We start from the raw sequence: 25,051 nt of genomic DNA on the forward strand, positions 1-25,051 counted from the left end.
CTGTACGTTGTACGAGAATAAGGCGGGCAGAATGGCCGGCGTGCGCACGCAGGACAACGGCGAAGGCGACCCGCGGCGGGCGATCGAGCTGCTCTGGGGCGTCCCGGCACCCCCGCGCCGCGGCCCGAAACCGAAGCTGACCACCGCCGACGTCGTGCGGGCCGCGGTGGCACTGGCCGACGCCGACGACATCGACGCCGTCACCATGCGCCGCGTCGCCGAACACCTCGGCGTCTCCCCCATGTCCCTCTACACCTACGTGCCCGGCCGCACGGAGCTGCTGGACCTGATGATCGACCACGCCCACGGCGAACTCCCCGCGCCCGAACCGGGCCTCGGCTGGCGCGCAGCCCTGACCGCGATCGCCGAACAGCAGTGGGCGCTGTTCCACCGCCACCCCTGGCTGCTGCAGGTCACCACCAGCCGCTCGGCGCTGGGGCCGCACAGCTTCGCCAAGTACGAGCACGAGCTGGCCGCGGTCGACGGCATCGGCCTCGACGACGTCGAAATGGACGCCGTGGTCAGCCTCGTCACCGGACTCGTCCGGACGACCGCGCGCAGCTCGCTCGACAACGCCCGGCTGGTTCGCACCAGCGGGATGACCGACGCCCAGTGGTGGGAGCGCGCCGCGCCGGTCCTGGCCGGCATCCCGGCCGCCGACGCGGCGCACTACCCGCTGTCCTCCCGGGTCGGCCAAGCCGCCGGTGAGGCCCACAACGCCGCCGAGAACCCGGCCTACACCTTCCGGTTCGGCCTCGCCCGCGTCCTCGACGGCATCGAGGCGCTGGTGTCACAGCGAAAGCAGTAACCGAGCCGGACGCCAGGTCCCGCCGTCGGGTGCCCTCGGGACGTCCTCGGTGAGAGCCAGCTCGGGGAAGCGCGCGAACAGCGACGACAACGCCACCTCGGTCTGCACCCGCGAGATCGACGCCCCCAGGCAGAAGTGCGGCCCGTGGGAGAAGCCCAGCTGCGCCGGCCCCGTGCGGGTGACGTCGAACCGGTCCGGGTCGTCGAACGCCCGCGGGTCGCGGTCGGCGGCCACCACCGCCGCCGTCACCCGCTCGCCCGTGCCGATCAGGTGCCCGTCGATCTCGACGTCCTCCCGTGCGAAGCGCGGCGTGGTCAGCAGCTGCGGGCTGCAGAAGCGCATCAGCTCTTCCACCGCCCCCGGCCACAACCCGGGGTCCGCTCGCACCAGCGCCAGCTGATCGGGGTGCCGCAGCAGCGCCTCGACGGCGTTCGCGATGAGGTTCACCGGCGTCTGCCCGCCCAGCACCAGGTGCCAGACCAGGGTGACCAGCTCGGTGTCGGTGAGCCGGTCACCGTCCTCGGCCTGGATCCGCACCAGGTCGCCGATCAGGTCGTCGCCGGGCTCGGCGCGGCTGCGCGCCACCGCATCCTTCGCGCCCTCGATGATCGCCGGGATCGCCGCGGCGAAGTCCGGTCCCATCCCGCTCGCGACCGCGGCCCCGTACTCGCGCCAGCGGGCCCGGTCGGCGTGCGGGATGCCGACCAGCTCGCAGATGACGTCGATCGGCAACGGCCGCGCGAAGTGCGGCACCAGGTCGACCACGCCGTCCTCGGCGTGCGCGGGCAGCTCGTCGAGCAGCTTCCCGGTGATCGCCACCAGCCGCGGCCGCAGCTGCACGGCACGCTTCGGCGTGAACGCCGGAGCCACCAGGCGCCGCAGCCGCAGGTGCTCCGGGCCGTCCTTCTCCGCCATCGTCTCCAGGTACTGCAGGCAGTGCTCGGGGATCCCGGGCGGGCGCAGGAAGCTGCCGGAATTCACCTCGAACCGGGAATCGGCGAGCATCGCGCGCGCTTCGGCGTAGCGGGTCAGGGCCCAGAACGGGCCGAAGCCGGGGATGACCAGCTTGGCCACCGCACTCACCTCCCGCGCCCGGTCGTAGGCGGTGAACGGGTCGGTCAGCACCTTGGGGTCGGTCAAGTCGATCTCGGGGGTCATCCACCACTCCAGATGTTCAAATCAGATGGTCTTAGCATCTCAGTGGTCACGGTATCTTGGCTCCCGACCCGGCGGCAAGGAGGACCATGGTCAGGCTCAGCAGGGCGGAGACCCAGGAACGCAACCGCGCCAAGGTGCTCACGGCCGCCCGCGCCGAGTTCGCCCGCCGCGGCTTCCGCGAGGCGAAGATCGACGTCATCGCCGAACGCGCCGAACTCACCCGCGGCGCGGTCTACTCCAACTTCCCCGGCAAACGCGCCCTGTACTTCGCCGTCCTGGCCGACCTCGCCGAACGCGCCCCCCGCCCCGCCACCCCACCGCCGGACCCCGCCGCGGACGACGTCCTGGCCGCCTTCGCCCGGGCCTGGATCGCCCGGCTCCCGCTGGCCACCGACAGCGACAGCGACGACGCCCGCCTCGCCCGCGACCTGCTCCCGGAAATCCTCGCCGACGAGCACACCCGCCGGCCGTACGCGCAGCTCATGCGCGTCAACGCGATCCTGCTCGGGCTCGCCCTCGAACGCCTGCGCCCGGGCCGCCGGCTCGTGCGGGTCGCCGAAGCCGCGCTCACCACGCTGCACGGCGCCAGCCAGCTCGCCGCCGCCGCACCCGGCTTCGGCGAGCCGTTCCACCTCGTCACCGCCTGCACCGCCCTGCTCGGCCTCGACCTGGCCGACGACTGGCCCGCCGAACCGCCGATCACCACCACCGCCCGCCCCGACGACCGCCCGTGGGACCCGCCGGCCGCGACCGACCTGCTCACCGGCGACCCCGTCCGCCCCGGCGACGGCGTCGTCACCGTCCTCGGCCTGCACCGCGCCGCCGCCTTCGAAGAAGCCGTCCGCGCCGGCGCCGACGTCACCGCCGTGCTCGTCACCAGCGACCCCGGCGAACTCGCCCCGCTGGCCCGGCTCGCCGTCGCCGACCTGCGCGGCTGCCTCGACCAGGCGATCACGCCCCCGGCCCGGCCGCGGCTGCGGATCGTCTGCGACGCCACCGGGGACCTCGCCGCGGCCGCCGGCGTCACCGCCGTCAGCGACGCCACCGAGACCGCCGTCCGCGTAGAAGGCGGCCGGATCGTCGCGCGCGCCGAAGGGTTCGGCGCGTGCCACGCGGTGGCTGTCGGTCCCGGGCCCGGCCGTTCGTCGGGAGGGTGACCCGGCGGAAGGAGCGGAAGTGGACGTCGAGACCGCGGTCGCCGAGGCGTTCCGGGAGGAGTGGGGCCAGGTCGTGGCCACGCTCATCCGGATCACCGGCGACTGGGACCTCGCCGAGGAATGCGCCCAGGAGGCCTTCGCCCTCGCCCTGCGCACCTGGCCCCGCGACGGCGTCCCCGCCCGTCCCGGCGCCTGGCTGACCACCGCCGCCCGCCACCGCGCCACCGACCGCCTCCGCCGCGACGCCGTCGGCGCCGCCAAGCTCCGGGAGGCCGCCCGCATGCCCGTCCCCGACGCACCCGAACCCGACGACAGCGGCGTCACCGACGACCGGCTGCGGCTCATCTTCACCTGCTGCCACCCCGCACTGGCCACCGAAGCCCAGGTCGCGCTGGCCCTGCGCACCCTCGCCGGGCTGTCCACCGCCGAGATCGCCCGCGCCTTCCTCGTCCCCGAAGCCACCATGTCCCAGCGGCTCGTGCGGGTGAAGCGCAAGATCCGCCACGCCCGCATCCCCTACCGCGTCCCGCCCGCCCACCTGCTGCCCGAACGCACCCACGCCGTGCTCGGCGTGCTCTACCTGACCTTCAACGAGGGCTACTCCGCCAGCACCGGCCCCGACCTGCTCCGCCCCGACCTCGCCGCCGAAGCGATCCGGCTCGCCCGCGTCCTGGCCCGGCTGATGCCCGACGAACCCGAGGTCCTCGGCCTGCTCGCGCTGATGCTGCTCCAGCACGCCCGCCGCGAAACCCGCGTCGGCGCCGACGGCGTCCTCGTGCCCCTCGAAGAGCAGGACCGCACCCGCTGGGACCACACCGCGATCACCGAGGGCACCGGAGTCCTGGAGACCGCGCTGCGCCGCCACCGGCCCGGGCCGTACCAGATCCAGGCCGCCATCGCCGCCTGCCACGCCACCGCCGCCCACCCGGCCGACACCGACTGGCCCCAGATCGCCGGGCTCTACCACCAGCTGCGCCGCCACGTCCCCAGCGCCGTCGTCGACCTCAACCGGGCCATCGCCGTCGGCATGGCCGACGGCCCCGAAGCCGGGCTCGCCCTCCTCGGCGACCTGCCCCTCGAGGGCTACCACCTGCTGGCCGCCACCCGCGCCGACTTCCTCCGCCGCCTCGGCCGCCACGCCGAAGCCGTCCACTGGTACACCCGGGCCCGCGACCTCGCCGGCACCGACGCCGAACGCCGCTACCTCACCCGGCGGATTTCCGAATCGGTGTCGGTCACGGGCGAGCCCGTTCGTCGGGCAGGTGAAGCCCGACCACCGGAGGAACACCCATGACCACCCTCGCCGTCCCCGGCGCCACCCTCACCTACGACGTCCACGGCCACGGACCGGTCCTGCTGCTGGTGCCCGGCGGGCCGGCCGACGCCGCGGTGTTCACCCACTTGCGGCCCCTGCTGGCCCAAGACCACACCGTCGTCACCTACGACCCGCGCGGGCTGTCCCGCAGCCCCCTCGACGGCACCCCGGGCCCCGACCCCGTCCGCGACCACGCCGAGGACGTGCACCGGCTGCTCGCCGAGGTCGGCCCGGCCGACGTCCTGGCCTCCAGTGGCGGCGCGCTCACCCTGCTCGAACACCTGCGACGGCACCCCGCCGACGTCCGCACCGCCGTGCTGCACGAACCGCCGGTCACCCGCTACCTGCCCGGCCAGGCCGGCCCCGACATCCCCGCCCTCTTCCGCGACCAGGGCCTCGCCCCCGCCTACGCCGCGTTCATGAAGGTCGTCGGCGTCGACCCCGCCCCGCCGCTCGACCCGGGCGCGGAAGGCAACTTCGCCTACTTCTTCGGCCACCTCATGCCCGCGATCGGCGCCTACGACCCCGACCTCGACGCGCTGCGGGCGAGCCCGGCGCGGATCGTCGTCGCCGTCGGCGAAGACTCCGCCGCCCTGCCGGTCCACCAGGCCGCCCGCGGCCTGGGCGCCGCCCTCGGCGCCGGCACCGAGACGTTCCCGGGCGGCCACGGCGGGTTCGCCACCCACGCGGAAGCCTTCGCCGCGCGCCTGCGCGAAGTACTGGAAGGATGCTGAAGATGCAGTACCTGCTGATGATCTGCGGTGACGAAGCCACCGCCGAAGAGCACGGCACCGACGGCTGCGGCGGCTGGAGCGAGGACATGGCCCGCGCCGGCAAGGTCCGCGGCGGCGGTGGCCTGCGCCCGCCGTCGGAAGCGACCACCGTCCGCGTCCGCGACGGCGAAGTGCTGCTGACCGACGGGCCGTTCACCGAAGCCAAGGAACAGATCGGCGGCTTCGTCGTCCTCGACTGCGAAGACCTCGACGAGGCCCTCGAGCTCGCCGCCCGCCACCCCGCCGCCGGCTACGGCAGCATCGAAGTCCGCCCGATGCTCGGCCCGGAGGACTTCGCCTGATGCCCGTGATCGTCGAGCGGCCCGCCCAGCGGTACGTCGCCGAGCGCGCCACCCTCGGCATCCCGGAGTTCCCGCGGATCGCCGACCGGCTGCCCCCGCTCGTCGGCACCCTCGCCGCCGAGGGCGTCGCCCTGGCCGGAGCCCCGTTCTTCCGCTACCGCGTGCTGCACCCCGGCCAGCGGTTCACCGTCGAAGCCGGGGTCCCGATCGACGGCGAGCACACCCCGGCCGGGCCTGCCTTCCTCGGCGAGTTGCCGGCGGGCCGGTACGTCCTGGACACCCACGCCGGCGCCCCGGACGGCCTGGCCGCCGCAACCGAGGCCGTGCTGGCCTGGGGCGCCGCCGAAGGCCTCACGTGGGACCGCACCGAGACCCCGGACGGCGAAGAGTGGGGCGGCCGCCTGGAAGTGCTGCGCACCGACCCGCGCGAAGTCCCGGATCCGGCGCAGTGGGTGACCGACCTGCTCTTCCGCCTCGCGGACTAGCCGCGGCTGGTGACCACGGCCGCCACCAGGCAGCCGAACCCGGCCGTGGTCACCAGCGCCCGCACGACGTTCCAGCGCACCCACACCGCCTCGAATGCCGCCCGCACCGCCGGGTAGTCGTCCCCGCCGCCGTCGAGGGCGTTGTTCAGCGGGATGTGCACCGCGCCGGTGAGCACCACCATCGCCACCAGCAGCACGAACCCCGCGATCACCCACGGCCGCGGCCCCGGGTTCAGGAACACCGCCACCCCCGCCAGCAGCGGCGCGCCCAGGAACGTCAGCATGAAGACCGGGTTGACGATCGCGACGTTGATGCCGCGCATCCCCTCCACGAACGTCCGGTCGTCTGCGCGCGCCAGGCCCGGCATGACCGAGCAGGCGTAGGCGTAGAACAGCCCCGCGATCAGCCCGGCCGCGACCATCGCGGCCACCAGCACCACCGTCGCCATCGGTCTCCCCTTCACCGTTGTCATGCCGCTCAGTCAAGCGGCCCTCAGTGAGACTCTCCATAGTTAAAGACCTCGATGGCATGTTTCAGCGTCTACACTTCCCGGGCATGGATCCCCTTGCCGCGTTGCTGGACGGCCCCCGCGCCCACGGCGCGTTCCTGCTCCGCTCGGTGCTGACGCCGCCCTGGTCGCTGCGCATCGAGGACGAGGCACCCCTGACCGTGGTGTCGGTGGTCCGCGGCGAAGCGTGGATCGTGCCCGACACCGGCGACGCCGTCCTGCTGGGCGAAGGCGACGTCGCGATCGCGCGGGGCCCGGACCCGTACCTGGTCGCCGACCACCCCTCGACGCCGCCACAGGCGGTGATCCTGCCCGGCCAGGAGTGCCGCACCCCCGACGGCGGCCACCTCACCGCCTACGCCGACCTCGGCGTCCGCACCTGGGGCACCGGCGGCCCGGTCGTGCTGCTCACCGGCACCTACGGCATGGCGGGCGAAATCAGCCGGAAGCTCATCGCCGCGCTGCCCACCCTGATCGTCCTGCGCGCCGCCGACTGGCCCACCCCGCTCGCCGGGCTGCTCGCCGCCGAGATCGGCCGGGACGTCCCCGGCCAGGAAGCCGTCCTCGACCGGCTGCTCGACCTGCTGCTCATCGCCGCGCTGCGGGCCTGGTTCGACCGGCCGGACACCCCCGCGCCGTCCTGGTACCGGGCCCACGACGACCCGGTGGTGGGTCAGGCGCTGCGGCTGCTGCAGCACCAGCCGGCCGAGCCGTGGACGGTCGCGAAGCTCGCCGCCGACGTCGGCGTGTCCCGTGCGGCCCTGGCCCGGCGGTTCGCCGCGGCGGTCGGCGAGACACCGATGGCGTACCTGACCGGGTGGCGGCTCGCGCTGGCCGCGGACCTGCTGCGCCAGCACCCCGACACGACGATCGCCTCGGTCGCCCGCCAGGTCGGCTACGGCAGCGCGTTCGCCCTCAGCGCCGCGTTCAAGCGCGAGTTCGGCGTCAGCCCGCAGAACTACCGATCCCGAACGTAATGCCTGTGGTAACTTTTATCTGACCAGATAAAAGTTCGGAGGGGGCCATGGGACGGACGTTCACCAACGAGGCACGGCGGGCCCAGATCATGCGGGCGGCGATCGACACGATCGCGGAGGTGGGGTACGCGAAAGCGTCCTTCGCGCGGATCACCGAGAAGGCCGGGCTGAGCGGCCCGCGCATGATCTCCTACCACTTCGCCGACAAGGACGACCTGATCCACGAGATCCTGATGCACGTCTTCACCGCCGGGGCCGTGTTCATCAACGAACGCGTGGAAGCCGAGGACACCGCGACCGGCAAGGTGCGCGCCTACCTCGAGGCCAACCTGCAGTTCCTGCGCGAACACCCCGCCGACATGGCGGCCCTGACCGAGATCGGCCCGCACCTGCGCACCGCGGCCGGCCGGCCCTACACCTCCGTCGGAGCGCAGGAAGTCAGCGTGCAGAGCCTCGAGAAACTGCTCGCCCAGGGCCAGACCAGCGGCGAATTCCGCGACTTCGACGTCCGGTCGATGGCCGTGCTGATCCGGGGCGCCGTCGACGGCGCCGCCCGGCGGATGCGCGACGAAGCCGACTTCGATTTCGACGCCTACGCCCGCGAAGCCGTCACGACGTTCACCCGGGCGGTGGCCCGGTGAAGCGGTTCAACGGCATCCTGGTCGACGTCCTCGCGCCGCTGGCGCTGTTCTACGGGCTGCGCGCCGCGGGGGTGAACCAGCTGCTCGCCCTGCTCGCCGGAGCGGCCATCCCGGTCGTGACCGGGCTGCGTGACCTGACGGCGGGACAGCGGATCGGCGGTGTGCGCTGGTTCGTGCTCGGGGCCATGGCAGTGACCGTGGCCGGGTCCTTCATCAGCGGCAGCCCCCGCGCGCTGTTGCTGCGAAGCGTGGTGCTGATGGCGGCACTCGGCGTGTTCCTGCTGGTCACCGTGTGGGCCCGGCGCCCGTTCCTGTACGAGGCGACGAAGACGGTCCTCGACCCGGACAAGCAGCGCACCTGGTGCCGCAACTGGGACGACCACCCGCCGTTCCGCCGCCTGCTGCGCCTGTGCAGCGCCCTCTGGGCGGCGGCGTGCCTGCTCGACGCGGGGCTGCGGGCGGTGATCGTGCTGGCCCTGCCGGTGGACGCGGTGCCCATCGCCGAACTGGCCCTGCTGGCGGTGACGCTCGCCGCCCTCGTCCTCGTCCAGCGCCTCTTCGGCCGCGCCTTCCTCCGCCGCCACGGGCTGCGGCTCGACGGCGTGCAGCTCACGTCCGTGGCGGCGGCCCGGTGACCGGCGCGGTCACGCTGATCACCGGCGGCGCGAGCGGCATCGGCGCGGCGACCGCCCGCCGGTTCGGCCGCCGCGGCGGCCGCGTCGTGATCGCCGATCGCGATTCGGCCGCCGGCGAGGCCGTCGCCGCCGAGGTCGGCGGCCTGTTCGTCCCTGCGGACGTCGGCGAACCGGCCGACAACACCCGCGCGGTCGACGCCGCCGTCGAAGCCTTCGGGCGGCTGGACAACGTCGTGCTCAACGCCGGCGTCCCCGGCCGCTGCGGGCTGCACGACTTCACCGTCGAGCGCTACCGCGACACCCTGCGCACCAACCTCGACGGCGTGGTCTACGGGTTGCACGCCTGCTTGACCCCGCTGCGGCGGCAGGGTCACGGCTCCATCGCCGTCATGGCCAGCCTCGCCGGGCTGAGCGGATCACCGGACGTGTTCTACGCCGCCGGCAAGCACGCGCTGGTCGGCCTGGCCCGGTCGGCCGCCCCGGCGCTGGCCGCCGCCGGAATCAGGATCAACGCCCTGTGCCCGGGCCTGGTCGACACCCCCGCCCTCGCCCTGCACCGGCGGGCGCTGCGGGAACACCGCCTGCAGCTGGCCGATCCCGACGCGGTCGCCGCCGCGGTCGAGACCGTGCTGGCCGGCCCCGGCACCGGGCAGGTGTGGGCGACCCAGGCCGGCCGGCCCTTGACCCTGGTCCCGGCACCCGAGGTGGCGCTCGCGGCGGACTGAGCCGTCACGACTTCAGTTCGCCGCCGAGCCGGTCGAGCCAGTCGCCGGTGCCCTGCTCGCGCCACTCCGGCTTCTCGGCGCCGTCGAGGAATGTGTCCTGCTCGGTGAGCACCAGCCGCGTGCCTTCGCCTTCACCGAACAGCTCCACCGTCGTGGTCGAGACGGTCGCGAGCGTGCCGTCGCCGGTGAGCGTGCCGGAGAAGACGATCCGCCGGTCGGGCACGATGTCGTGGAAGTTCGCGACGAAGGTCATCGGACCCCCGTTCGGGGTCCGGCCCTCGACGGTCTCGCGGCCGCCGACGCGGAAGTCCAGTTCGTGCTCGCCGGCGGAAACGAACCAGCGTTGCTTCGCCACCGGGTCGGCCCAGGCGGCGAACACCCGCTCCGGCGGCACGGGGTAGGTGCGCTCCAGGCTGAACGTGCTGTGCAAGACGGTCATGACGTGCTCCCTTCCGACGTTCCGGGCGGCTCGGCGAGGAAGTCGCCGAGCCGGTCGAGCCTGCTCTCCCACGTGGTGCGCTGGCGCCCCAGCCACTGCTCGCCCGCGCGCAGCACCGCCGGTTCGATCCGGCAGGTGCGGACACGGCCGACCTTCTCCGACCGCACGATCCCGGCGGTCTCCAGCACCTGCAGGTGCTGGACGACGGCGGCGAGCGACATGGTCAGCGGCTCGGCCAGCTCACTGACCGACGCCGGGCCGCGCACCAGCCGCTCCACCATGGCCCGCCGCGTCCGGTCGCCCAGGGCGCGGAACACCAGGTCCAACGACTCCTCATGGTTAAGCACCTACTTAAGCTAACTCTGCTCCGGCCAACGGTCAAGTAATTGCTTAAGTATTGCCGGGAGCTCGGAAGTGGCACGCAGAACCCTGACCACTTCGGCCAGTTCGCGCTCGGCGGTGTCGGCCCGGCTCAGCGCGGCACGCAGTTCGGCGCCGAGGTTCGTCGTGGTTTCGTGCATCGACCGGACGGTCTGCTCGTGCGCCGCCTGCAGTTCGGCCAGCCGCTGGTCGAACTGCGCCTGCCGGCGCTCAGCGTCGGCACGGGCCCGATCGAGCGCGGCTTCCTGGGCGGCGAGCGCCCGGACGTGGTCGTCGCGGGTGGCGTCGAGCCGTTCCTGGACGGCGTCGGCGCGGGCCTCGGCCGTCTCCGCCCGCGCCGCGGCGGCCTGCCCGCGCCCGCGTTCCTCCTCGAGCGCGGTCCGGACGGCGGCCAGTTCGGCGGTCAGCGTGGCGATCACCGCGGCGCGTTCGCCGGCGAGGGCCGCGGAGGCATCGGCACGATCGGCGACGCGGGCCAGTTCGTCCCGCACCGCCGCCAGCTGCCCTTCGGCCCGCTGCTGCTCCTGAACCGCGGCGCGCCGGGCGGCCCGCTCCTCGTCCCGCTCGCGCACGGCGGCTGCCTTGTCCTTCTCCGCCGAGGCGGCCGCGGCAACGGCCGTCTCGGCGGTGTCCTGCGCCTGAGCGGCTTCGGCGTCGGCACGGCCCCGCTGCAGCCGGTGTTCGTCGGCCTCGGCCAGGGCGGCGTCCCGTTCGGCGAGCGCTGTCGCGGTCGTCGCCTCGAGCTGGTGGCGCAGGGTCGTGAGCGTCTCGACGAGCCCGCGGGCCGGTTCGAGCACCCGGTCGACCTGGCCGGCCAACGCCGTGACGGCCGTGTCGTCCAGCTCGGTGTCGCTTTCCCGCAGCGACTCGGCGTCCGACAGCACGGCCTCGGCGTCGCGGCAGGTGAGGTTGCGGCGTCCCCAGGTCTTGCCGTCCTGGCAGAACCGGGCCCGGCTTCCGCGTCCCACAGCCGGTGGCAGCGGCGCCCCGCACCTCCGGTACTCGCAAACCCGCACCTGACCTGCGTCTTCCGTCATGATCAGGACTCTATCAAAGCTTCTGATCAGAACTAGAAGCATCTGTTCAAAATTTAAAGATTCAGGTTGACGTGCTTGAGTTTGGATAAGGTCACATATCCCAACTCAGAACACCCGGGGAGCCCCCGGAGTAACGACGGAGGGTGGATGGGCGAGTCTGAAACTGTGCACCCTTCCCCGCGGCCCGAGGTGACCCCGCTCCGGACCATCGACGGCGTCTCCTACGGCGTCGCCCTGACCAACCGTCCCTGGGAGTTGCCGGTCGACGCCTTGGCGGTTTCCGTCGGCGCGGGCTACGGGCAGCTCGCGGCGGAAGTCCGGCAGGAGTTCCCGGATACGGGCTTCGACGTGATCGACCTGGACCTCGTCACGCCGCACGCGCCGGCCGTGCTGGACCTGAAAGGCCGGGACGAGGAGCTTCAGGTCCGGCTGATCGTGATCGCGACGCCCCACTCGCCCGGGGGGCGCAATTCCGCCACCGCCGAGGCGGTGGCGGCCGCGTCCGAGGCCGCGATCCACGCCGCCGCTCAGGCCGGGGCGGTCTCCGTCGCGCTGCCGCTGTTCGCCACCGGCCAGCTGGGCATGGCGCCACAGGTCGCCGCCGACGCCCTGATCAAGGGCGCGCTGGCCGCGCACACCGCCGTGCGCCGAGTAGTGTTCTTCTCTCTCCGTGAAGACCACGTGGACGCCATCGCCGCGCGGTGGCTGACCGCGAAGTTCCCCCGGAAAAAGGTCGTGCGCGGCTTCTCGGCCGACCAGCTCGCCGGTGGGCTGGACAAGGACCTCGTCGACCCGAACGAATGCATCCCGCTGTCCCGCGACCACCTCGGTGTCAAGCCCTACGTCTCGATGCTGGCCACCGTGATCGCCGCGAAGGACACGCCGCTGCCGCTGTCGATCGGGGTGTTCGGCGAGTGGGGCGCCGGGAAGAGCTTCTTCATGGGCATGCTGCGCGGCCAGGTCAAAGACCTGGAGGGCAAGCCCGGGCAGTGCCGGAAGATCGCGCAGGTCGGGTTCAACGCCTGGCACTACGCGGACGCGAACCTCTGGGCCAGCCTCGGTGACGAGATCTTCCGCCAGCTCGCCGAACCCGTCCGGCAACCAGGCGAACCGGACGCCGAGCACGAGGCCCGGCTCAAGGAAGGTGCCCGCCTGCGCGAACAGCTCGCCGGCGAACTGGAACAGCGCAAACAGCTGACCGCGGTGACCGAGCGAGCCCAAGCCGAAGCGGCTGCGCTCAAGCTGAAGATCGGCGAAGCCGGCAGCAGCCGCCGCCAGCGGGCCCTCGACCTCGTCCGCGCACTGGGAAATTCGCCGACGTTGCGGGAGCAGTACGCCGAGGTGTGGCGGAAGCTCGGCGTCGGCGACGTGGCCGAGCAGGGCCGGCTGCTGGCCGGCGAACTCCGGGAAACCCGCGGGGAAACCGAAGAGCTGAGCCGGATCTCGCGGTATCGCCACGGCCGGGCGGCGCTGGCAGTCGCCGGGATCGTGCTGCTGGCGGGTGTGGCCCTCACGGCGTTCGTCCCGGACATCCGCAGCTGGCTGATCGGCGTCGGGGCCGTGGCCGGTGCCCTCCTGACCACCGGGCTCACGCTGGTGCGCATGGCCGCCGGCGGGCTGCGGCGGCTGCGGACCCTCGCCGAAGACCTGCAAAACGGCCTCGACGCCACCACGCGCCGGGAGGTCGCCGCCCTGCGGCAAGCCGACGCCGAGCAGCAGATCGCCGAACGGCAGCTGGAAGAGGTCGTCGCCCGGATCGGCGAGCTGGGCCGGCAGCTCACCGAACTGACGCCCGGACGGCGGCTCTACGCCTTCCTCGCCGAGCGCTCCCGCACCGACGACTACCACGGCAACCTGGGCCTGATCTCCACCATCCGCAAGGACTTCGAGAAGCTCGTCGCCCTGATGACCGCCGGTGCCGACGACGGGACCCGGCCGCTGGACCGGATCGTGCTCTACATCGACGACCTCGACCGCTGCAGTCCGAGCCAGGTCGTCGACGTGCTGCAGGCGGTGCACCTGCTGCTCGCGTTCGACCTGTTCGTCGTGGTCGTCGGCGTGGACCCGCGGTGGCTGCTGCGGTCGCTGAGCTCGCACTACGATCGGCTGATCGAGGCCGACCCCGTCGTGCGGGCCGACGGGTGGCACGTGACCCCCGAGGACTACCTGGAAAAGATTCTCAACATCCCGCTGGTCCTGCCCCGGATGCCCGCCGGCAGCCTCCGGCGGCTGCTGGACGACCTCGCCGAACCGCCGCTCGTTCCGGTTCCGGTTCCGGAACCAGAGCCGGCTCCGGAACCGGAACCGCCGGCCACGTGGGACCGGCCGGTCACCGACCAGCCGGTGGAGCCCGGCTCGCAGGTCGCCGCGCAGCTGGACCCGGCCGAGCCGCCGGCGGAACCGCGTCCCCTGACCGAACCCGAGATCACCCTGCTCGCGCGCCTGGACTGGCTGGTCGACACGCCCCGGGACGCGAAACGCCTCATCAACCTCTACCGGATGCTGCGGGCGACGCGGGACCTTTCGGCGGCGTCCGCCTTCCTCGACGGCGAGTTCGAGGCCGTGGTCGTGCTGCTCGGGACGTGCACCGCGCACGGGCGCCTGCTCGGCCGGTTCGCCGACGCCCTGCTCCGGCAGGCGCCGCAGACCCCGTGGAGCGACTTCGTGGCGGACCTGCAGCCGGTGGAGAGCGACGAGCAGTGGCACAGCCAGGCCATCGGCCCGATCACCGCCGCCGAGGTCGCGCAGTGGGCGCACCTGCACCGCAGCCTGACCGAACTCGCGCCGTCGATCACGCTGCCCGACGTCAGCGTGTTCCAGACGTGGGTACCGCGCGTGCGGCGGTTCTCCTACGTGCTCGCACCGGGCAGAGTCTGAAGCTTGCTCCGCAGGAGGTCCCGCTCCGCGGCGTTGCCGGTCAGCTCGATCGCCCTCGTGTACGCCTCGGTCGCTTCCCTGCGCCGGTCCAACCGGGCCAGCAGGTCCGCGCGGATCGCGTGGAACAGCGGGAACCGGGCCAGCTCCAGGTCCTCGACCAGCGCCAATGCCGCCGCCGGGCCGTCGACCTCGGCCACCGCGACCGCCCGGTTCAGCGCCACCACCGGGGTCGGCGTCACGGTCAGCAGGTGGTCGTAGAGCGCCTTGACCTGCGACCAGTCCGTGGGCGCGTCGCTGTGGACGGCCTGGATCGCCGCCTGGATCTGGTACGGGCCCGGCTGGTTGCGGCGCAGGCAGCGGCGGACGAGGTCCTGGCCTTCGGCGATCAGGTCCGCGTCCCAGCGGGCCCGGTCCTGATCGGCCAGCAGCACCAGCGCGCCGTCGGCGGTGGTGCGCGCGGCGCGGCGGGACTGGACGAGCAGCATCAGCGCCAGCAGCCCCTGCACCTCGGGCTCGTCGGGCATCAGGCCGGCCAGGGCGCGGGTGAGCCGGATCGCCTCCCGGCACAGGTCGTCGCGGACCAGGTTCTCCCCCGCGCTGGCCGAGTACCCCTCGTTGAAGATCAGGTACAGCACGCCGAGCACCGCGGCCAGCCGCGCGGGCAGGTCGGCGTCGCGCGGGACGCGGTACGGGATGCCCGCGTCGCGGATCTTGTGCTTCGCGCGGACGATCCGCTGCGCCATCGTCGGCTCGGCGACCAGGAACGCGGTCGCGATCTCCGCGGTGGTCAGGCCGCCGAGCAGCCGCAGCGTCAGCGCGACCTGTGCCGGCCGGGCCAGTGCCGGGTGGCAGCAGGTGAAGATCAGCCGGAGCCGTTCGTCGGGCACGGCGCCCTCCTCCACGGGGTCGGCGGCGGCGTGCAGCAACGCGGCTTGGGCGTGCTTGTCCGCCCGGGCGGCCTCGCGGCGCAGGCGGTCGACGGCCCGGTTGCGGGCGGTGGTGATGATCCACCCGGCCGGGCTCGGCGGCAGCCCGGCCGACGGCCACCGCCGGACCGCCTCGGCGAAGGCGTCCTGCACGGCTTCTTCGGCGATGTCGATGTCCCCGAAGACCCGCACGAGCACCGACACCGCCCGGCCGTACTCGGCGGCGAACACCGCCTCGACGCTCATCCGCGGAACGGCCGCACCTCGACCGGCAGCGGCGCGACCGCGTCGGCGAGCCGGCCGCCCCAGGCGAGGGCGGCGTCGAGGTCGGGCGCGGTGATGATCGTGAACCCGCCGAGGTGCTCCTTGCCCTCGGCGTAGGGCCCGTCGGTGACCAAGGTGCCGCCGTCGTCGGCCCGCAGCACGGTCGCGGTCGACGGCGGGTGCAGGCCGCCGGCGAACACCCACGCCCCGGCGGCCTTGAGGTCGGCGTTGAGCGCGTCGAGTTGCTTCGCGATGCCCTCGAGCACCTCCGGCGGCGGGGTCGGGCCGTCGGGCTGGTAGATGCTGAGCAGGTACTGCTTCACGGCGTCCTCCTCGGATCGGGCTTCCGGCACTGATACGAACGGCGCCCGCGTGGATCGACACGTGAACCTACCGAGATCCCGTAATCTCGGCGCGTGCCCGACCTGGAACCGGTGATCGACGCCGCGCTCGGCCCGCAGGACCGGCTGGCGCTGCTGGACGCCGCGGCCGCCCGGCACGTCGACGAGCAGCGGCCGCCCAACACGCTCAAGGCCTACGCCCAGGACTGGCAGGTCTGGCAGGACTACACCGCCGAAGCCGGGATCCCGCCGCTGTCGGCCTCGATCGGCGCGCTGACCGGGTTCGTCGTCTGGCTCGAACGCGGACGCACGCTGCGGCCGGGCGAACGCACCGTGCCCGAGGTGCCCGAGCGGGCCGCCCCGGCGGCGCCGTCCACGATCGAGCGGCGCCTCACCGGCGCGCTCGCCGGGCTGCGCCACCACAAGGTCGTCGTCGATCCGGAGGCGAGCCGCGCCGCGTGGCGGGCGCTGAAGGGCTACCGGCAGCGGCTGGCCAGGGAGGGGATCCAGCGCGGCCGCGGCAAGGCCACCATGGTCACCCTCGCCGACCTGCGGGCGATGTCGCGCGCGTGCCCGGACACCCTCGCCGGCGCCCGCGACCGGGCGATGCTGCTGATCGGCTTCCCGATCGCCGCCCGCTGCTCCGACCTGGCGAACCTGCTGGTCACCGACGTGCAGCCGGTCGAGGACCGGGGCCTGGCGGTGACCGTCCGGCACGGCAAGAGCACCGGCGACATGGTCGTCCCGCGGCGCGAGAACCCCGACACCGACCCCGTCCGGGCCTGGCACGCGTGGCGATCCGGCGCCGGGATCACCGAGGGACCGGCGTTCCGCCGCGTCGACCGGCACGGCAACGTCGGGGTGCCCGCGCTGACCACCACGGGCGTCAACCAGATCCTCACCCGGGCCGGGGTGCGCGCGGGCCTGCCGTACCCGGTGACCGGGCACTCCCTGCGGTCCGGGTTCGCCACCGAGGCCCGCCGCGCCGGGGCCGACGACCTGGCGATCGCCGACCAGGGCCGCTGGGTGCGCGGCAGCCGCGCGCTGTACGAGTACATCCGCCGCGTCGACCAGTGGAACGACAACGCGGCGGGCGCGCTCGACCTCTGAGCCCGTCAGGGGCACAACACCCGGCGCACGGCACCACGCAGCCACCGGTGGCCGCCGTCGGCGGTGTGGCGCGGGTGCCACGCCATGCCGATCACCAGCGGCGGCAACGGCAGCGGGATGTCCAGCAGGCGCAGGCCCATCGCGCGGGCCGCGTCGCCGAGGGGTGATGGCGGCTCGCCCGGCTGTTCGGCCGGCACCAGGCACACCAGATCGCCGGCCGCGGCCAGCGCCATCGCCGCCAGGTGGCCGGGCAGCACCACGCTGACCCGCCGGCCGAGGCCGTGCTCGGCCAGCGCCCCGTCCAGCGGCCCGGTGAACCGGCCTTTCCGGCTGACCACCACGTGCTCGGCCGCGGCCAGGGCGGCGGGGGTCAGGGTCTCCCCGTCGAGCGGGTGCCCGGCCCGGACACCCGCCGTCATCCGCAGGCGGACCAGGTCCTCCACCCGGGTTTCCGGGTCGACGTGGTCGATGGCCCCGATCTCCAGGTCGACGCGGCCTTCGCGCAGCGCGGGACCGGCTTCCCACTCCTCGGCCAGCACCCGCAGGGACACGCCCGGGGCCTCGCGGCGGGCCAGCTCCAGCAGCCCCGGCGCCAAAGCCGCGCCGACCAGGTCCGAGGTCTGGACGGTGAAGGTGCGCCGCAGGGCCGCGAGGTCGACCCCGCCGCCCGGCGTGAGCAACGCCTCGAGCCGGCGGACCACCGCGGCGGCTTCGTCCCGCAGCCCCTCGGCGCGCGGGGTCGGCACCATCGCCTGCCCGGCCCGCACCAGGAGCGGGTCCTGCAGCACCCGGCGCAGGCAGGCGAGAGTCCGGCTCATCGCCGCGGGTGACGTCTGCAGCCGCGCGGCCGCGCGCGTGACGCTCTGTTCGGTCAACAGGGCGTCGAGGGCGACGGCCAGATTCGCGTCGAGGGTGCTCACCGGCATTGTTCCGTTTCAGGCAATGATTGGATGCTGAGGTTCCCATTGTGGCAATGCGGTACGGATCAGCACGCTGAAGGGGTCATCCGATCCCGATCCCGACCGAGGTTTTCATGATCGTCATCACCGCCCCCACCGGGAACATCGGCCGGCGGCTGCTGTCACTGCTGGTCGAGGCCGCCCCCGGCGAGGAGCTGCGCGTCGTGGTCCGCGACCCGGCCCGGCTGCCCGAGTCCGTCCTCGACCGCGTCGACGTCGTCACCGGCTCACACGGCGACGCCGAGACCGTCGACCGCGCCTTCGCCGGGGCCGACGCCGTCTTCTGGCTCGTGCCGCCGGACGGCTCGGTGCCGCCCGACCAGGCGTACCGCGGCTTCACCCGCCCGGCCGTGCGAGCCTTCGCCGCCCACGGCGTGGGCCACGTCGTGGGTGTCTCGGCGCTCGGCCGCGACACCCCGCTGGCCGGGAAGGCCGGGCTGGTCACTGCGTCCCTCGCCATGGACGACCTCATCGCCGGCTCCGGCGTCGCCTACCGCGCCCTGGCCTGCCCGTCCTTCTACGAGAACCTGCTGGAAGAGGCCGGCTCGATCCGGGAACGCGGCGTCTTCACCGACACCGTCGCCGCGAACCGGAAGGCTCCGCTGGTGGCCGTCGCCGACATCGCCGCGGCCGCGGCCGGGCTGCTGCTGGACCGCTCGTGGTCCGGCACCGGCAGCGTCCCGGTGCTCGGCCCGCAGGACCTCTCCCCCGACGACCTCGCCCGCATCATGACCGCGGAGCTGGGCCGCCCGGTCCGCTATGAGCGCGAATCGCTCGGCGACCTGCGGTCCACGATGCTCGGCTACGGCCTCGACGAGACGTTCGTCGAAGGCATGGTCGAGATGAAGCGCGCCAAGGACGAGGGCCTGGACTCAGGGGTCGAACGGTGCCCGCGCGCGGGCACCGGGTTCGCGCAGTGGTGCGCGGACGTGCTGAAGCCCCTGGTCACCGCGGAGGCCGTCGATGCCCGCTGAGCCCCCGGTCACCGCGTTCATGCTGGTCAAGACCAGCCCCGAGTGGCTGGCGATGTCCGTCGCCGAACGCATCCACGCCTTCACCACCGAGGTCGTCCCGGTGATCGAGGCCCGCACCCACGGTGTCCGTTGCCGCTTCTACGACACGGAGTTCTACTCGGCACGGGTCACCGACGTCTGGGTCTGGGAAGCCGACGACCACGCGGCCTACCGGCTGCTGATCGACGCCCTGCGCGAAACCCCCTTCTGGGACCGCTACTTCGACGTCGTCGACCTGCTGGTGGGCACCGAAAACGGCTACGCGCACACCTACGGCGTCGAGACGGTGGCCACCATCGGCACCTGACGAGCCGGCTCCGCCCGCCTCACGGGGTCAGCCGCGCGCGGGTGGCGCCGACGACTTCGCCGTCGAGGCGGGCGAGCCAGCTGCCGCAGACGCAGCGCACGTAGTCGAGCCGGTGGGTGACGGGCCGCGTCGCGGTGAGTTCGGCCAGCGGCCAGCCGCAGCGGGGGCAACGGTTCCGATCCATGCCCCGATCGTGCTGTAATGCTTCAGTGCACTTCAACCCTTACGGCGGGCCGGCCGCGCTCGTGGCCGCCGACCTGGTCAACGCCGGGTCGGCGAGCGAGCTCCTCGACGGCATGGTCCGCAACGGCATGTCCATTCCGGCCCTGACCGCCGGCGAAGCGGCCCGGATCGGCGCGTGGGCGGAGCACCTGCGGCCGGTGTTCGCCGCGGCCCCGGCGGACCGGCCGGGGCTGGTCAACGACCTGCTGGCCGAAGCGGCCTGCCGGCCGTACATCACCACCCACGACGGCAAGCCACCCCACCTGCACTACTCGGCGGCGGACGCGGGCCCGGTGGGCCGGGTCCGCGCGTACACCGCGGGCGGCCTGGCCCACCTGGTGTGCGAAGCCCCGGACCGCTTGGGCATCTGCAGCCGCGAAGGCTGCGAAACGGCGTACGTCGACACCTCGCGCAACGGCCGCCGCCGGTTCTGCTCGACGCGCTGCGCGACGCGGGTCCACGTCGCCGAGCACCGGGCGCGGCAGGTCAGCGCCTAGGCTTTCTCGCCCGCCAGGCCAGGACGGTCGGGGTCGGCGCGCCACCCTCGGCGAAGCGCTCGAACACCAGGCCCGCGTCGAGGACCGCGCCCAGGAGCGCCGGCAGCGGCAGGTGGGTGGCGCCGACCTTGTCCCGCAGGCCCTGGTCGCTCCACGACTCCATCGTCCAGCCGGATTCCCGGTAGCCGGGGCGGATGACCACGGCCCGGCTGTCGCTGCGGTCGGCGAACCCGCCGCAGAAGCACGGGTGCACGCCGACGTGCACGAACACCCCGCCCGGCGCCAGGACACGGGCCGCTTCGCGCAGCACCGCCGGGTAGGCGGGCATGTCGGTGTGGACCATGATCGCGACGGCGGCGGGCAGCACCCCGGAAGCGATCGGCAACGCCGTGGCATCACCCCGCACGACCGGCAACCGCGCGGCCGCGTGCCGCAGCATCCCGGCGGAGACGTCGACCCCGAGCGGCGTGCGCCCGAGCTCCCGGAGCCGCCCGGCGTGGGCGCCGGTGCCGCAGCCGAGCTCCAGGCACGGTCCCGAGCCCGGGCCGAGGAGTTCCCGCAGCGTCGGCCCGAACTCCAGCGGGTCCTCGCGCCAGGTGGGGACGAGGGTGGTCTCGTACCAGTCGGCGATCGCGTCGTAGTCGGTCACCTGTCCCGTGTACCGGGCTCGCGGGGCGGCGGTCCACGGATTCCGCGCCGGGCGGAACGGCTGCGCCGGTCGACCATGCCGGGCCGGGCGGTAGGTCAGCACCTGCGTGTGGCGTCGAAGGTCCGGGCGCCGAGCAGCTCCAGGTCGAAGTCCGCGCGGAGGAACGGCGCGTTCGCCGGGCAGGTCCTGGCCGAGTCACCATGGTGGTAGGCGGCCGCGCGGTGGGCCAAGGAGCCGGGGCCCCGCCTGCCCAATGGCTGCGGTGGCCGGCGTAGCCGTCGAGCGTGGAAAGGTGGCCAAGGCAGAGGACACTCCTGGCGGAACCTCGTTCTCCGCCCTGCCTACACTGGACACATGAGCAAGCGCTTAGTGACCCTGGGGGACTCGTTCACCGAAGGCGTCGGTGACGACGACCCCGCCGCCCCGAACGGGGTGCGTGGCTGGGCCGATCGCGTGGCCGAGCAGCTCGCCGCGCGCGAGCCGGGATTCCGGTACGCCAACCTCGCCATCCGGGGCAAGCTGCTGCCGCAGGTGCTCGCCGAGCAGCTCGAACCGGCGCTGGCCATGGAGCCCGATCTCGTCAGCCTCTACGCCGGCGGCAACGACCTGATGCGGCCCAAGGTCGACATCGACGGGCTGATGGCCGACTACGAAGCCGCCGTCGCGAGGATCCGGGCGACGGGCGCCCGCCTCGTCCTGTTCACCGGGGTCGACGGCGTCGAGGACCCGCTGTTCCGCGCGATCCGCGGCCGGGTGGCCATCTACAACGAGCTCGTTCGCGGCATCGCGGCGCGTCACGATGCGCTGCTGGTGGACCTGTGGTCGATGCGGCAGCTGTGCGACCGCCGGTTCTGGGCGCCGGACCGCCTGCACCTCAACACGCTCGGGCACACCGAGGTCGCCATCGAGGTGCTGCGGGTGCTCGGTGTGGAACACCCGCTGGTCAACCCGGAACCGGCGCCGCGCGTGGTGCTGAGTCCCGCCGCGCGCCGGAGCCAGAACCTGAAGTGGGCGCAGGAACACGCGCTGCCGTGGGTGCGGCGCCGGCTGCGGGGCGAGTCCTCCGGCGACACGCTCACCGCGAAACGCCCGGCGCTGGCGCCGGTCGAGTCAGCTCCGGTTTCCCGCTGACGGGCGGAGGCCGTCGAAGAGGATCGCCACGGCCCGGTCGCGCAGGGGCGCGTCCGGGCCGGCGTACTCGGCCGCCCGCGCGACCCCGATGATCACCGGGACGAGCTCGCCGACGGCGAGGTCGCCGCGGACCGCACCGGCCTCCTGCGCCCGCGACAGCAGCACACCCAGCGCCGACATCAGACGCGCGCCGGTGTCGGACTTCGCCACCGGGACCGTCACCCCCGCCGCGGTGAGGGCCTCGAAGTAGGCGTTCTTCGCGCTCGACATCTCCACCCAGCTGGTGAGGAAGGCGAAGAACGCGGCGCCGGGGTCCGCCGACTCCGCCGCGACGGCCGCTTCGGCCTCGTCGACGAACCGGCGCAGCCGCGCGAAGAGCACCGCTTCGAGCAGCGCCTCCTTCGTCGGGAAGTGCCGGAACACCGTGCCGATACCGACGCCGGCGACGCGCGCGACCTCCTCGGTGGGCGCCCCGGTGCCCTTGGCGGCGAAGACGTTCTCGGCCGCCTGCAGCACGCGAGCCCGGTTGCGCCGGGCGTCGGCGCGCAAGGGTTTCGACGCGGGGTCAGCGGCGGCGGGATTCACCCTCCGATCGTACTGCGCCGATCCCGGCGGCCCGGCCACGGCCGAACGGCTTCGTGGCCGCCGTTACCCGCCATGCGGAGACCGGCCTCCTTACGGGCGGCTCGGCAGCGTGTCCAGCAACCGGGCCAGGGCCCGTGGTACGTGGGAGCGCCAGCCGGCCCCCATGATCCGCCGCGAGATGCGCTGGAACTCGTCGTCCGGGTCGAACCCTTCGTGGCTGAGGAACAGCCGGGTGCCGGTGCCCTCCGGTTCGAGCCGCCAGGTGACCGTCCACTGCGGACCCCAGCGGATGCTGAGCCGGCGCTCGGGCTCGACCTCGAGGACCTCGCACGCGACCGGGCCCCCGGCGAACCCGGCCGCCGGCACCGGCTCGGCCAGCAGCTCGAACCGGTGCCCCACCACGGGTTTGATGTCGTTGGGCATGTTCAGCCAGCGCTCCAGGAGGTCCGGCTCGGTCAAGGCGCGCCACACCCTGGCGGCCGGGTGGGCGAGGAACTGGTCGACGTGGATCGCGGCCGGGTCGTCGTCGGTCACAGGTCTTCCTCTTCGTCCAGCAGGTCGCGCAGGTTGGCGAGCTTGGTGCGCCAGAAGCGCTCGTACGGGGTCAGCCAGTCCGCGACCTCTTCCAGCGGGGCCGCGTCCAGCCGGTAGACGCGGTTGCGGCCCTGGCGCTGCTCGGTGACCAGGCCCGCCTCCCGCAGCACCCGCAGGTGTTCCGAGAGGCTGGGCCGGGCCATCGCGAACCGCTCGGCGATCGCGCCGGCGGCCATCGGGCCGTCGAGCAGCAGCCGCAGCACCTCGCGCCGCGCCGGGCTGGCCAGGGCGGCGAAGACGTCGTCGTTGACCGGCATCAGCGCGGCACGGCGCCGAAGTCCGACGGCTCGAGCAGGCCGAGGGTGTGGCCGTCGAGATCCCGGAACGACGTCGCCCGGCCCCACGGCCGCACTTCCGGGTCGGCGACCTCCACCCCGGCCGCCCGCAGCGCGGCGACGTCGGCGTCGAGGTCGGTGGACTGCAGCTGGAAGTGCTGCGGCCCGCCGCCGGCGCCGGTGACCTGCTGGTCGGTGAGGACCACGCCGGTCTTCGCCCCCTTCGGCGCGACCAGCACGAACCGGCCGCCCTCGGGCGTGCGGCGGTCGACGAGCGCTTCGAAACCGAGCTTGCCGACGTAGAAGTCCCGCGCGCGGGCGTGGTCGGCGACCGGCAGGGTCAGGAACTGCACGTGGGTGATCGTCATGCCGCCGACATTACGTAGGAGATCTCCTACGCGTCAAGGGGGTCGCCGAACCAGCGTTCGAGAGCGGTCCGCAGGGCTTTGCGGTCCGCGTCGTCCGGGGTGGCCGAGCTGGTCGCCCAGGCCACGTACCCGTCGGGCCGGACCAGCAGCGCGGTCACGTCGTCCTGCGCGGTGCCGGGGACCAGATCGACCCGGTCGCCCCAGCCGCGCAGCTCGTCGCCGAGCGAGCCGGTGAAGTCCAGCAGCACCGGGCGGGCCGTCCGGGTCAGCTCGGCGGGCACGAGGTCCGGCGCCCAGCGGCCGTCCAGCGGGTGGCCGGTGGCCGGTTCGTAGCGGACGTCGGCGCCGGACATGAGATCCGCGATGTGCTGCACCGTGCTCGGGAGCCGCAACAGCTCGCCGAACAACTCGCGCAGCGCCGTGACGTCCCCGCCCGGGGCGATGAGCGCGGATTGGGCCTGGGTGTGCATGACCACGCGCTCGGCGACCGGACGGCGTTCGCTTTCGTAGGTGTCGAGCAGCCCCTCCGGCGCCCAGCCGTGCAGCGTGGCGGCGAGCTTCCAGCCGAGACCGGCGGCGTCCTGCAGGCCGAGGTTGAGGCCGGGACCGCCGATCGCGGAGTGGACGTGCGCGGCGTCGCCGACCAGCAGAACGCGCCCTTCGCGGAACTTTTCGGCCAGCCGTGTGTTGCGCCCGCGCAACCGCCGCAGCAGGTGCGGCCCCGCCCCTTCGGGCTCGCCGAGGGGCAGGTCGAACCCGAGGACGCGCCGGATGCTCGCGCGCACCTCGCCGAGGGACATCGGCGGTTCGTCGTCGGACCCTTCGTCGCCGGTCCACTCCATCGCGGTGACGAGGGTGCCCGCCGGGAACGGCGCGTAGGCGAACAGGCCGTTTTCGGTGCGGTAGTGGAAGAACGGCGGGATCACGCCGCGGCCCGGTATCCGCAGCCCGCCGGATTCCGGGTCCGTGAACTCCGCCGGCACGGTCGCGTTCGCGGAGTGGGAGACGGTGCGGTCGTCGGTGACACCGGGGAAGCCGATTCCGGCGATCTTGCGGGTGACGCTGCGTCCGCCGTCGGCGCCGACGTGGTACCGGGTCTGCAGCCGGTAGGGCCCGTCCGGACCGGTGACCTCGAGGGTGACCGCGTCGGCGTCCTGGGCGAGGCCGGCGAGCTCGTGCCCGCGCCGGATCTCGACGCCGAGTTCGGCGGCGCGTTCCTCGAGCATCGCCGCGATGCGGCGTTGCGGCACGCCGAGGACGTGGAGCGGATTGCGCTCGGCGAGGGTGAGGTCCAGGCGCATCGCGCCGAAGACGAAGCCGGGCACGGGTGGCCCGATCGGCCCGGCGAGGCGTTCGTGCAGGCCGCGGCGGTCGAGGAGGCGGACGACCTGGCCGACGAGGCCGTTGGCGCGGTTTTCGGTGGTCGGCTCGGGCAGCCGTTCCAGGACCAGTGGCCGGATGCCGGCGAGGGCGAGTTCGCAGGCGAGCATGAGGCCGTTGGGGCCGGCTCCGGCGATGACGACGTCTTCCATGACGGAACTCCTTGTGGTGGCAGGGAAAATGGGCACGCCGAAGAAGCCCGGCGCACGCG

At 73.6% G+C, this 25,051-nt stretch carries 31 protein-coding genes; 16 read left to right on the forward strand and 15 right to left on the reverse strand.

The genetic code is table 11. From position 1 onward, the window contains the following. Positions 1–31 precede the first annotated feature (31 nt). Complete coding sequence (locus AB0J55_RS16900; RefSeq protein WP_364248726.1) at positions 32–808, forward strand: TetR/AcrR family transcriptional regulator C-terminal domain-containing protein; 777 nt, start codon at positions 32–34, stop codon at positions 806–808. Here AB0J55_RS16900 and AB0J55_RS16905 read toward each other — a convergent pair. Next, complete coding sequence (locus AB0J55_RS16905) at positions 791–1,966, reverse strand: cytochrome P450 (protein WP_364248728.1); 1,176 nt, start codon at positions 1,964–1,966, stop codon at positions 791–793. The two genes, AB0J55_RS16900 and AB0J55_RS16905, sit on opposite strands and share 18 nt — an antisense overlap. 86 nt (positions 1,967–2,052) lie before the next feature. Here AB0J55_RS16905 and AB0J55_RS16910 point away from each other — a divergent pair, with 86 nt between their 5' ends. Genes AB0J55_RS16910 through AB0J55_RS16930 form a run of 5 tightly spaced genes read left to right on the forward strand, consistent with a single transcriptional unit; the run spans position 2,053 to position 5,998 of the window. Further along, a complete protein-coding gene (locus AB0J55_RS16910) occupies positions 2,053–3,123 on the forward strand; it encodes a TetR/AcrR family transcriptional regulator (protein ID WP_364248730.1) in 1,071 nt (356 codons plus the stop codon). Positions 3,124–3,142: 19 nt separating this feature from the next. Further along, positions 3,143–4,417 carry an RNA polymerase sigma factor gene (locus AB0J55_RS16915; RefSeq protein WP_364248732.1) on the forward strand — a complete coding sequence of 425 codons (1,275 nt, stop codon included), beginning with the start codon at positions 3,143–3,145 and terminating at the stop codon, positions 4,415–4,417. Then, on the forward strand, positions 4,414–5,172 hold the full coding sequence (locus AB0J55_RS16920; protein ID WP_364248734.1) for an alpha/beta fold hydrolase: 759 nt from the start codon (positions 4,414–4,416) through the stop codon (positions 5,170–5,172). Before AB0J55_RS16915 ends, AB0J55_RS16920 begins: the two co-directional genes overlap by 4 nt. A gap of 2 nt (positions 5,173–5,174) precedes the next feature. Then, positions 5,175–5,513, forward strand: coding sequence for a YciI family protein (locus AB0J55_RS16925; protein WP_364248736.1), 339 nt, complete (start codon positions 5,175–5,177; stop codon positions 5,511–5,513). After that, on the forward strand, positions 5,513–5,998 hold the full coding sequence (locus tag AB0J55_RS16930; protein WP_364248738.1) for a GyrI-like domain-containing protein: 486 nt from the start codon (positions 5,513–5,515) through the stop codon (positions 5,996–5,998). The genes AB0J55_RS16925 and AB0J55_RS16930 overlap by 1 nt, the downstream gene beginning before the upstream one ends. Here AB0J55_RS16930 and AB0J55_RS16935 read toward each other — a convergent pair. Beyond that, the gene (locus tag AB0J55_RS16935) at positions 5,995–6,447 is read right to left on the reverse strand and encodes an anthrone oxygenase family protein (RefSeq protein ID WP_364248740.1); all 453 of its coding nucleotides are present in this window, start codon (positions 6,445–6,447) and stop codon (positions 5,995–5,997) included. The genes AB0J55_RS16930 and AB0J55_RS16935 overlap by 4 nt on opposite strands. Positions 6,448–6,554: 107 nt before the next feature. On the opposite strand from AB0J55_RS16935, the gene AB0J55_RS16940 reads away from it, so the two are divergent. From AB0J55_RS16940 to AB0J55_RS16955, 4 genes are read left to right on the forward strand one after another with little or no spacing between them, the layout of a single operon-like run. After that, on the forward strand, positions 6,555–7,484 hold the full coding sequence (locus AB0J55_RS16940; protein WP_364248742.1) for an AraC family transcriptional regulator: 930 nt from the start codon (positions 6,555–6,557) through the stop codon (positions 7,482–7,484). A 47-nt stretch (positions 7,485–7,531) separates the two neighbouring features. Continuing rightward, on the forward strand, positions 7,532–8,125 hold the full coding sequence (locus AB0J55_RS16945) for a TetR/AcrR family transcriptional regulator (RefSeq protein ID WP_364248744.1): 594 nt from the start codon (positions 7,532–7,534) through the stop codon (positions 8,123–8,125). Further along, on the forward strand, positions 8,122–8,760 hold the full coding sequence (locus AB0J55_RS16950) for a VC0807 family protein (RefSeq protein WP_364248746.1): 639 nt from the start codon (positions 8,122–8,124) through the stop codon (positions 8,758–8,760). The genes AB0J55_RS16945 and AB0J55_RS16950 overlap by 4 nt, the downstream gene beginning before the upstream one ends. Then, on the forward strand, positions 8,757–9,485 hold the full coding sequence (locus AB0J55_RS16955; RefSeq protein ID WP_364248748.1) for an SDR family oxidoreductase: 729 nt from the start codon (positions 8,757–8,759) through the stop codon (positions 9,483–9,485). The genes AB0J55_RS16950 and AB0J55_RS16955 overlap by 4 nt, the downstream gene beginning before the upstream one ends. A gap of 4 nt (positions 9,486–9,489) precedes the next feature. Here the strand turns inward: AB0J55_RS16955 and AB0J55_RS16960 are convergent, their stop codons facing one another. The 3 genes from AB0J55_RS16960 to AB0J55_RS16970 are packed head-to-tail and all read right to left on the reverse strand — an operon-like array spanning position 9,490 to position 11,342. After that, a complete protein-coding gene (locus tag AB0J55_RS16960; protein WP_364248750.1) occupies positions 9,490–9,924 on the reverse strand; it encodes an SRPBCC family protein in 435 nt (144 codons plus the stop codon). Continuing rightward, positions 9,921–10,271, reverse strand: coding sequence for a metalloregulator ArsR/SmtB family transcription factor (locus AB0J55_RS16965; RefSeq protein ID WP_364248752.1), 351 nt, complete (start codon positions 10,269–10,271; stop codon positions 9,921–9,923). Before AB0J55_RS16965 ends, AB0J55_RS16960 begins: the two co-directional genes overlap by 4 nt. Before the next feature lie 9 nt (positions 10,272–10,280). Next, on the reverse strand, positions 10,281–11,342 hold the full coding sequence (locus AB0J55_RS16970) for a hypothetical protein (RefSeq protein ID WP_364248754.1): 1,062 nt from the start codon (positions 11,340–11,342) through the stop codon (positions 10,281–10,283). Between the two features lie 147 nt (positions 11,343–11,489). On the opposite strand from AB0J55_RS16970, the gene AB0J55_RS16975 reads away from it, so the two are divergent. Further along, a complete protein-coding gene (locus AB0J55_RS16975; protein ID WP_364248756.1) occupies positions 11,490–14,219 on the forward strand; it encodes a P-loop NTPase fold protein in 2,730 nt (909 codons plus the stop codon). Here AB0J55_RS16975 and AB0J55_RS16980 read toward each other — a convergent pair. Both AB0J55_RS16980 and AB0J55_RS16985 read right to left on the reverse strand, forming a co-directional pair. Further along, the gene (locus tag AB0J55_RS16980) at positions 14,192–15,391 is read right to left on the reverse strand and encodes an RNA polymerase sigma factor (RefSeq protein WP_364248758.1); all 1,200 of its coding nucleotides are present in this window, start codon (positions 15,389–15,391) and stop codon (positions 14,192–14,194) included. The genes AB0J55_RS16975 and AB0J55_RS16980 overlap by 28 nt on opposite strands. Next, on the reverse strand, positions 15,388–15,732 hold the full coding sequence (locus AB0J55_RS16985) for a YciI family protein (RefSeq protein ID WP_364248760.1): 345 nt from the start codon (positions 15,730–15,732) through the stop codon (positions 15,388–15,390). The genes AB0J55_RS16980 and AB0J55_RS16985 overlap by 4 nt, the downstream gene beginning before the upstream one ends. 93 nt (positions 15,733–15,825) lie before the next feature. Between AB0J55_RS16985 and AB0J55_RS16990 the strand changes: the two genes are divergently transcribed. Continuing rightward, the gene (locus tag AB0J55_RS16990; protein WP_364248762.1) at positions 15,826–16,860 is read left to right on the forward strand and encodes a site-specific integrase; all 1,035 of its coding nucleotides are present in this window, start codon (positions 15,826–15,828) and stop codon (positions 16,858–16,860) included. A gap of 5 nt (positions 16,861–16,865) precedes the next feature. On the opposite strand, the gene AB0J55_RS16995 is transcribed toward AB0J55_RS16990, so the two are convergent. Continuing rightward, positions 16,866–17,786, reverse strand: coding sequence for a LysR family transcriptional regulator (locus AB0J55_RS16995; protein WP_364248764.1), 921 nt, complete (start codon positions 17,784–17,786; stop codon positions 16,866–16,868). A 107-nt stretch (positions 17,787–17,893) separates the two neighbouring features. Between AB0J55_RS16995 and AB0J55_RS17000 the strand changes: the two genes are divergently transcribed. Together AB0J55_RS17000 and AB0J55_RS17005 are read left to right on the forward strand one after the other, a co-directional pair. Continuing rightward, positions 17,894–18,793 (forward strand): NAD(P)H-binding protein, encoded by a 900-nt coding sequence (locus tag AB0J55_RS17000; RefSeq protein WP_364248766.1) that lies wholly within the window; start codon positions 17,894–17,896, stop codon positions 18,791–18,793. After that, complete coding sequence (locus AB0J55_RS17005) at positions 18,783–19,139, forward strand: darcynin family protein (protein WP_364248768.1); 357 nt, start codon at positions 18,783–18,785, stop codon at positions 19,137–19,139. Before AB0J55_RS17000 ends, AB0J55_RS17005 begins: the two co-directional genes overlap by 11 nt. A gap of 19 nt (positions 19,140–19,158) precedes the next feature. Here AB0J55_RS17005 and AB0J55_RS17010 read toward each other — a convergent pair whose 3' ends face one another. Beyond that, positions 19,159–19,323, reverse strand: a complete 165-nt coding sequence (locus AB0J55_RS17010; protein WP_003091228.1) for a hypothetical protein — start codon at positions 19,321–19,323, stop codon at positions 19,159–19,161. Between the two features lie 25 nt (positions 19,324–19,348). Here AB0J55_RS17010 and AB0J55_RS17015 point away from each other — a divergent pair, with 25 nt between their 5' ends. Further along, positions 19,349–19,858 carry a CGNR zinc finger domain-containing protein gene (locus AB0J55_RS17015; protein WP_364248770.1) on the forward strand — a complete coding sequence of 170 codons (510 nt, stop codon included), beginning with the start codon at positions 19,349–19,351 and terminating at the stop codon, positions 19,856–19,858. On the opposite strand, the gene AB0J55_RS17020 is transcribed toward AB0J55_RS17015, so the two are convergent. After that, a complete protein-coding gene (locus tag AB0J55_RS17020) occupies positions 19,848–20,507 on the reverse strand; it encodes a class I SAM-dependent methyltransferase (protein WP_364248772.1) in 660 nt (219 codons plus the stop codon). The genes AB0J55_RS17015 and AB0J55_RS17020 overlap by 11 nt on opposite strands. Before the next feature lie 354 nt (positions 20,508–20,861). Between AB0J55_RS17020 and AB0J55_RS17025 the strand changes: the two genes are divergently transcribed. After that, positions 20,862–21,638 carry an SGNH/GDSL hydrolase family protein gene (locus AB0J55_RS17025; protein ID WP_364248774.1) on the forward strand — a complete coding sequence of 259 codons (777 nt, stop codon included), beginning with the start codon at positions 20,862–20,864 and terminating at the stop codon, positions 21,636–21,638. On the opposite strand, the gene AB0J55_RS17030 is transcribed toward AB0J55_RS17025, so the two are convergent. The 5 genes from AB0J55_RS17030 to AB0J55_RS17050 form a co-directional block, all read right to left on the reverse strand. After that, the gene (locus AB0J55_RS17030; RefSeq protein ID WP_364248776.1) at positions 21,618–22,223 is read right to left on the reverse strand and encodes a TetR/AcrR family transcriptional regulator; all 606 of its coding nucleotides are present in this window, start codon (positions 22,221–22,223) and stop codon (positions 21,618–21,620) included. The two genes, AB0J55_RS17025 and AB0J55_RS17030, sit on opposite strands and share 21 nt — an antisense overlap. A 90-nt stretch (positions 22,224–22,313) precedes the next feature. Further along, positions 22,314–22,757, reverse strand: a complete 444-nt coding sequence (locus tag AB0J55_RS17035) for an SRPBCC domain-containing protein (RefSeq protein ID WP_364248778.1) — start codon at positions 22,755–22,757, stop codon at positions 22,314–22,316. Next, entirely contained in the window at positions 22,754–23,074 is a 321-nt protein-coding gene (locus AB0J55_RS17040) for a metalloregulator ArsR/SmtB family transcription factor (protein WP_364248780.1), read from the reverse strand. Before AB0J55_RS17040 ends, AB0J55_RS17035 begins: the two co-directional genes overlap by 4 nt. Then, complete coding sequence (locus AB0J55_RS17045; RefSeq protein ID WP_364248782.1) at positions 23,074–23,460, reverse strand: VOC family protein; 387 nt, start codon at positions 23,458–23,460, stop codon at positions 23,074–23,076. The genes AB0J55_RS17040 and AB0J55_RS17045 overlap by 1 nt, the downstream gene beginning before the upstream one ends. 26 nt (positions 23,461–23,486) lie before the next feature. Further along, positions 23,487–24,992, reverse strand: a complete 1,506-nt coding sequence (locus AB0J55_RS17050) for an FAD-dependent monooxygenase (protein WP_364248784.1) — start codon at positions 24,990–24,992, stop codon at positions 23,487–23,489. Positions 24,993–25,051: the final 59 nt, after the last annotated feature.

Source organism: Amycolatopsis sp. NPDC049688 (assembly GCF_040674975.1).
In the GTDB taxonomy this organism is placed as follows: Bacteria; Actinomycetota; Actinomycetes; order Mycobacteriales; family Pseudonocardiaceae; genus Amycolatopsis.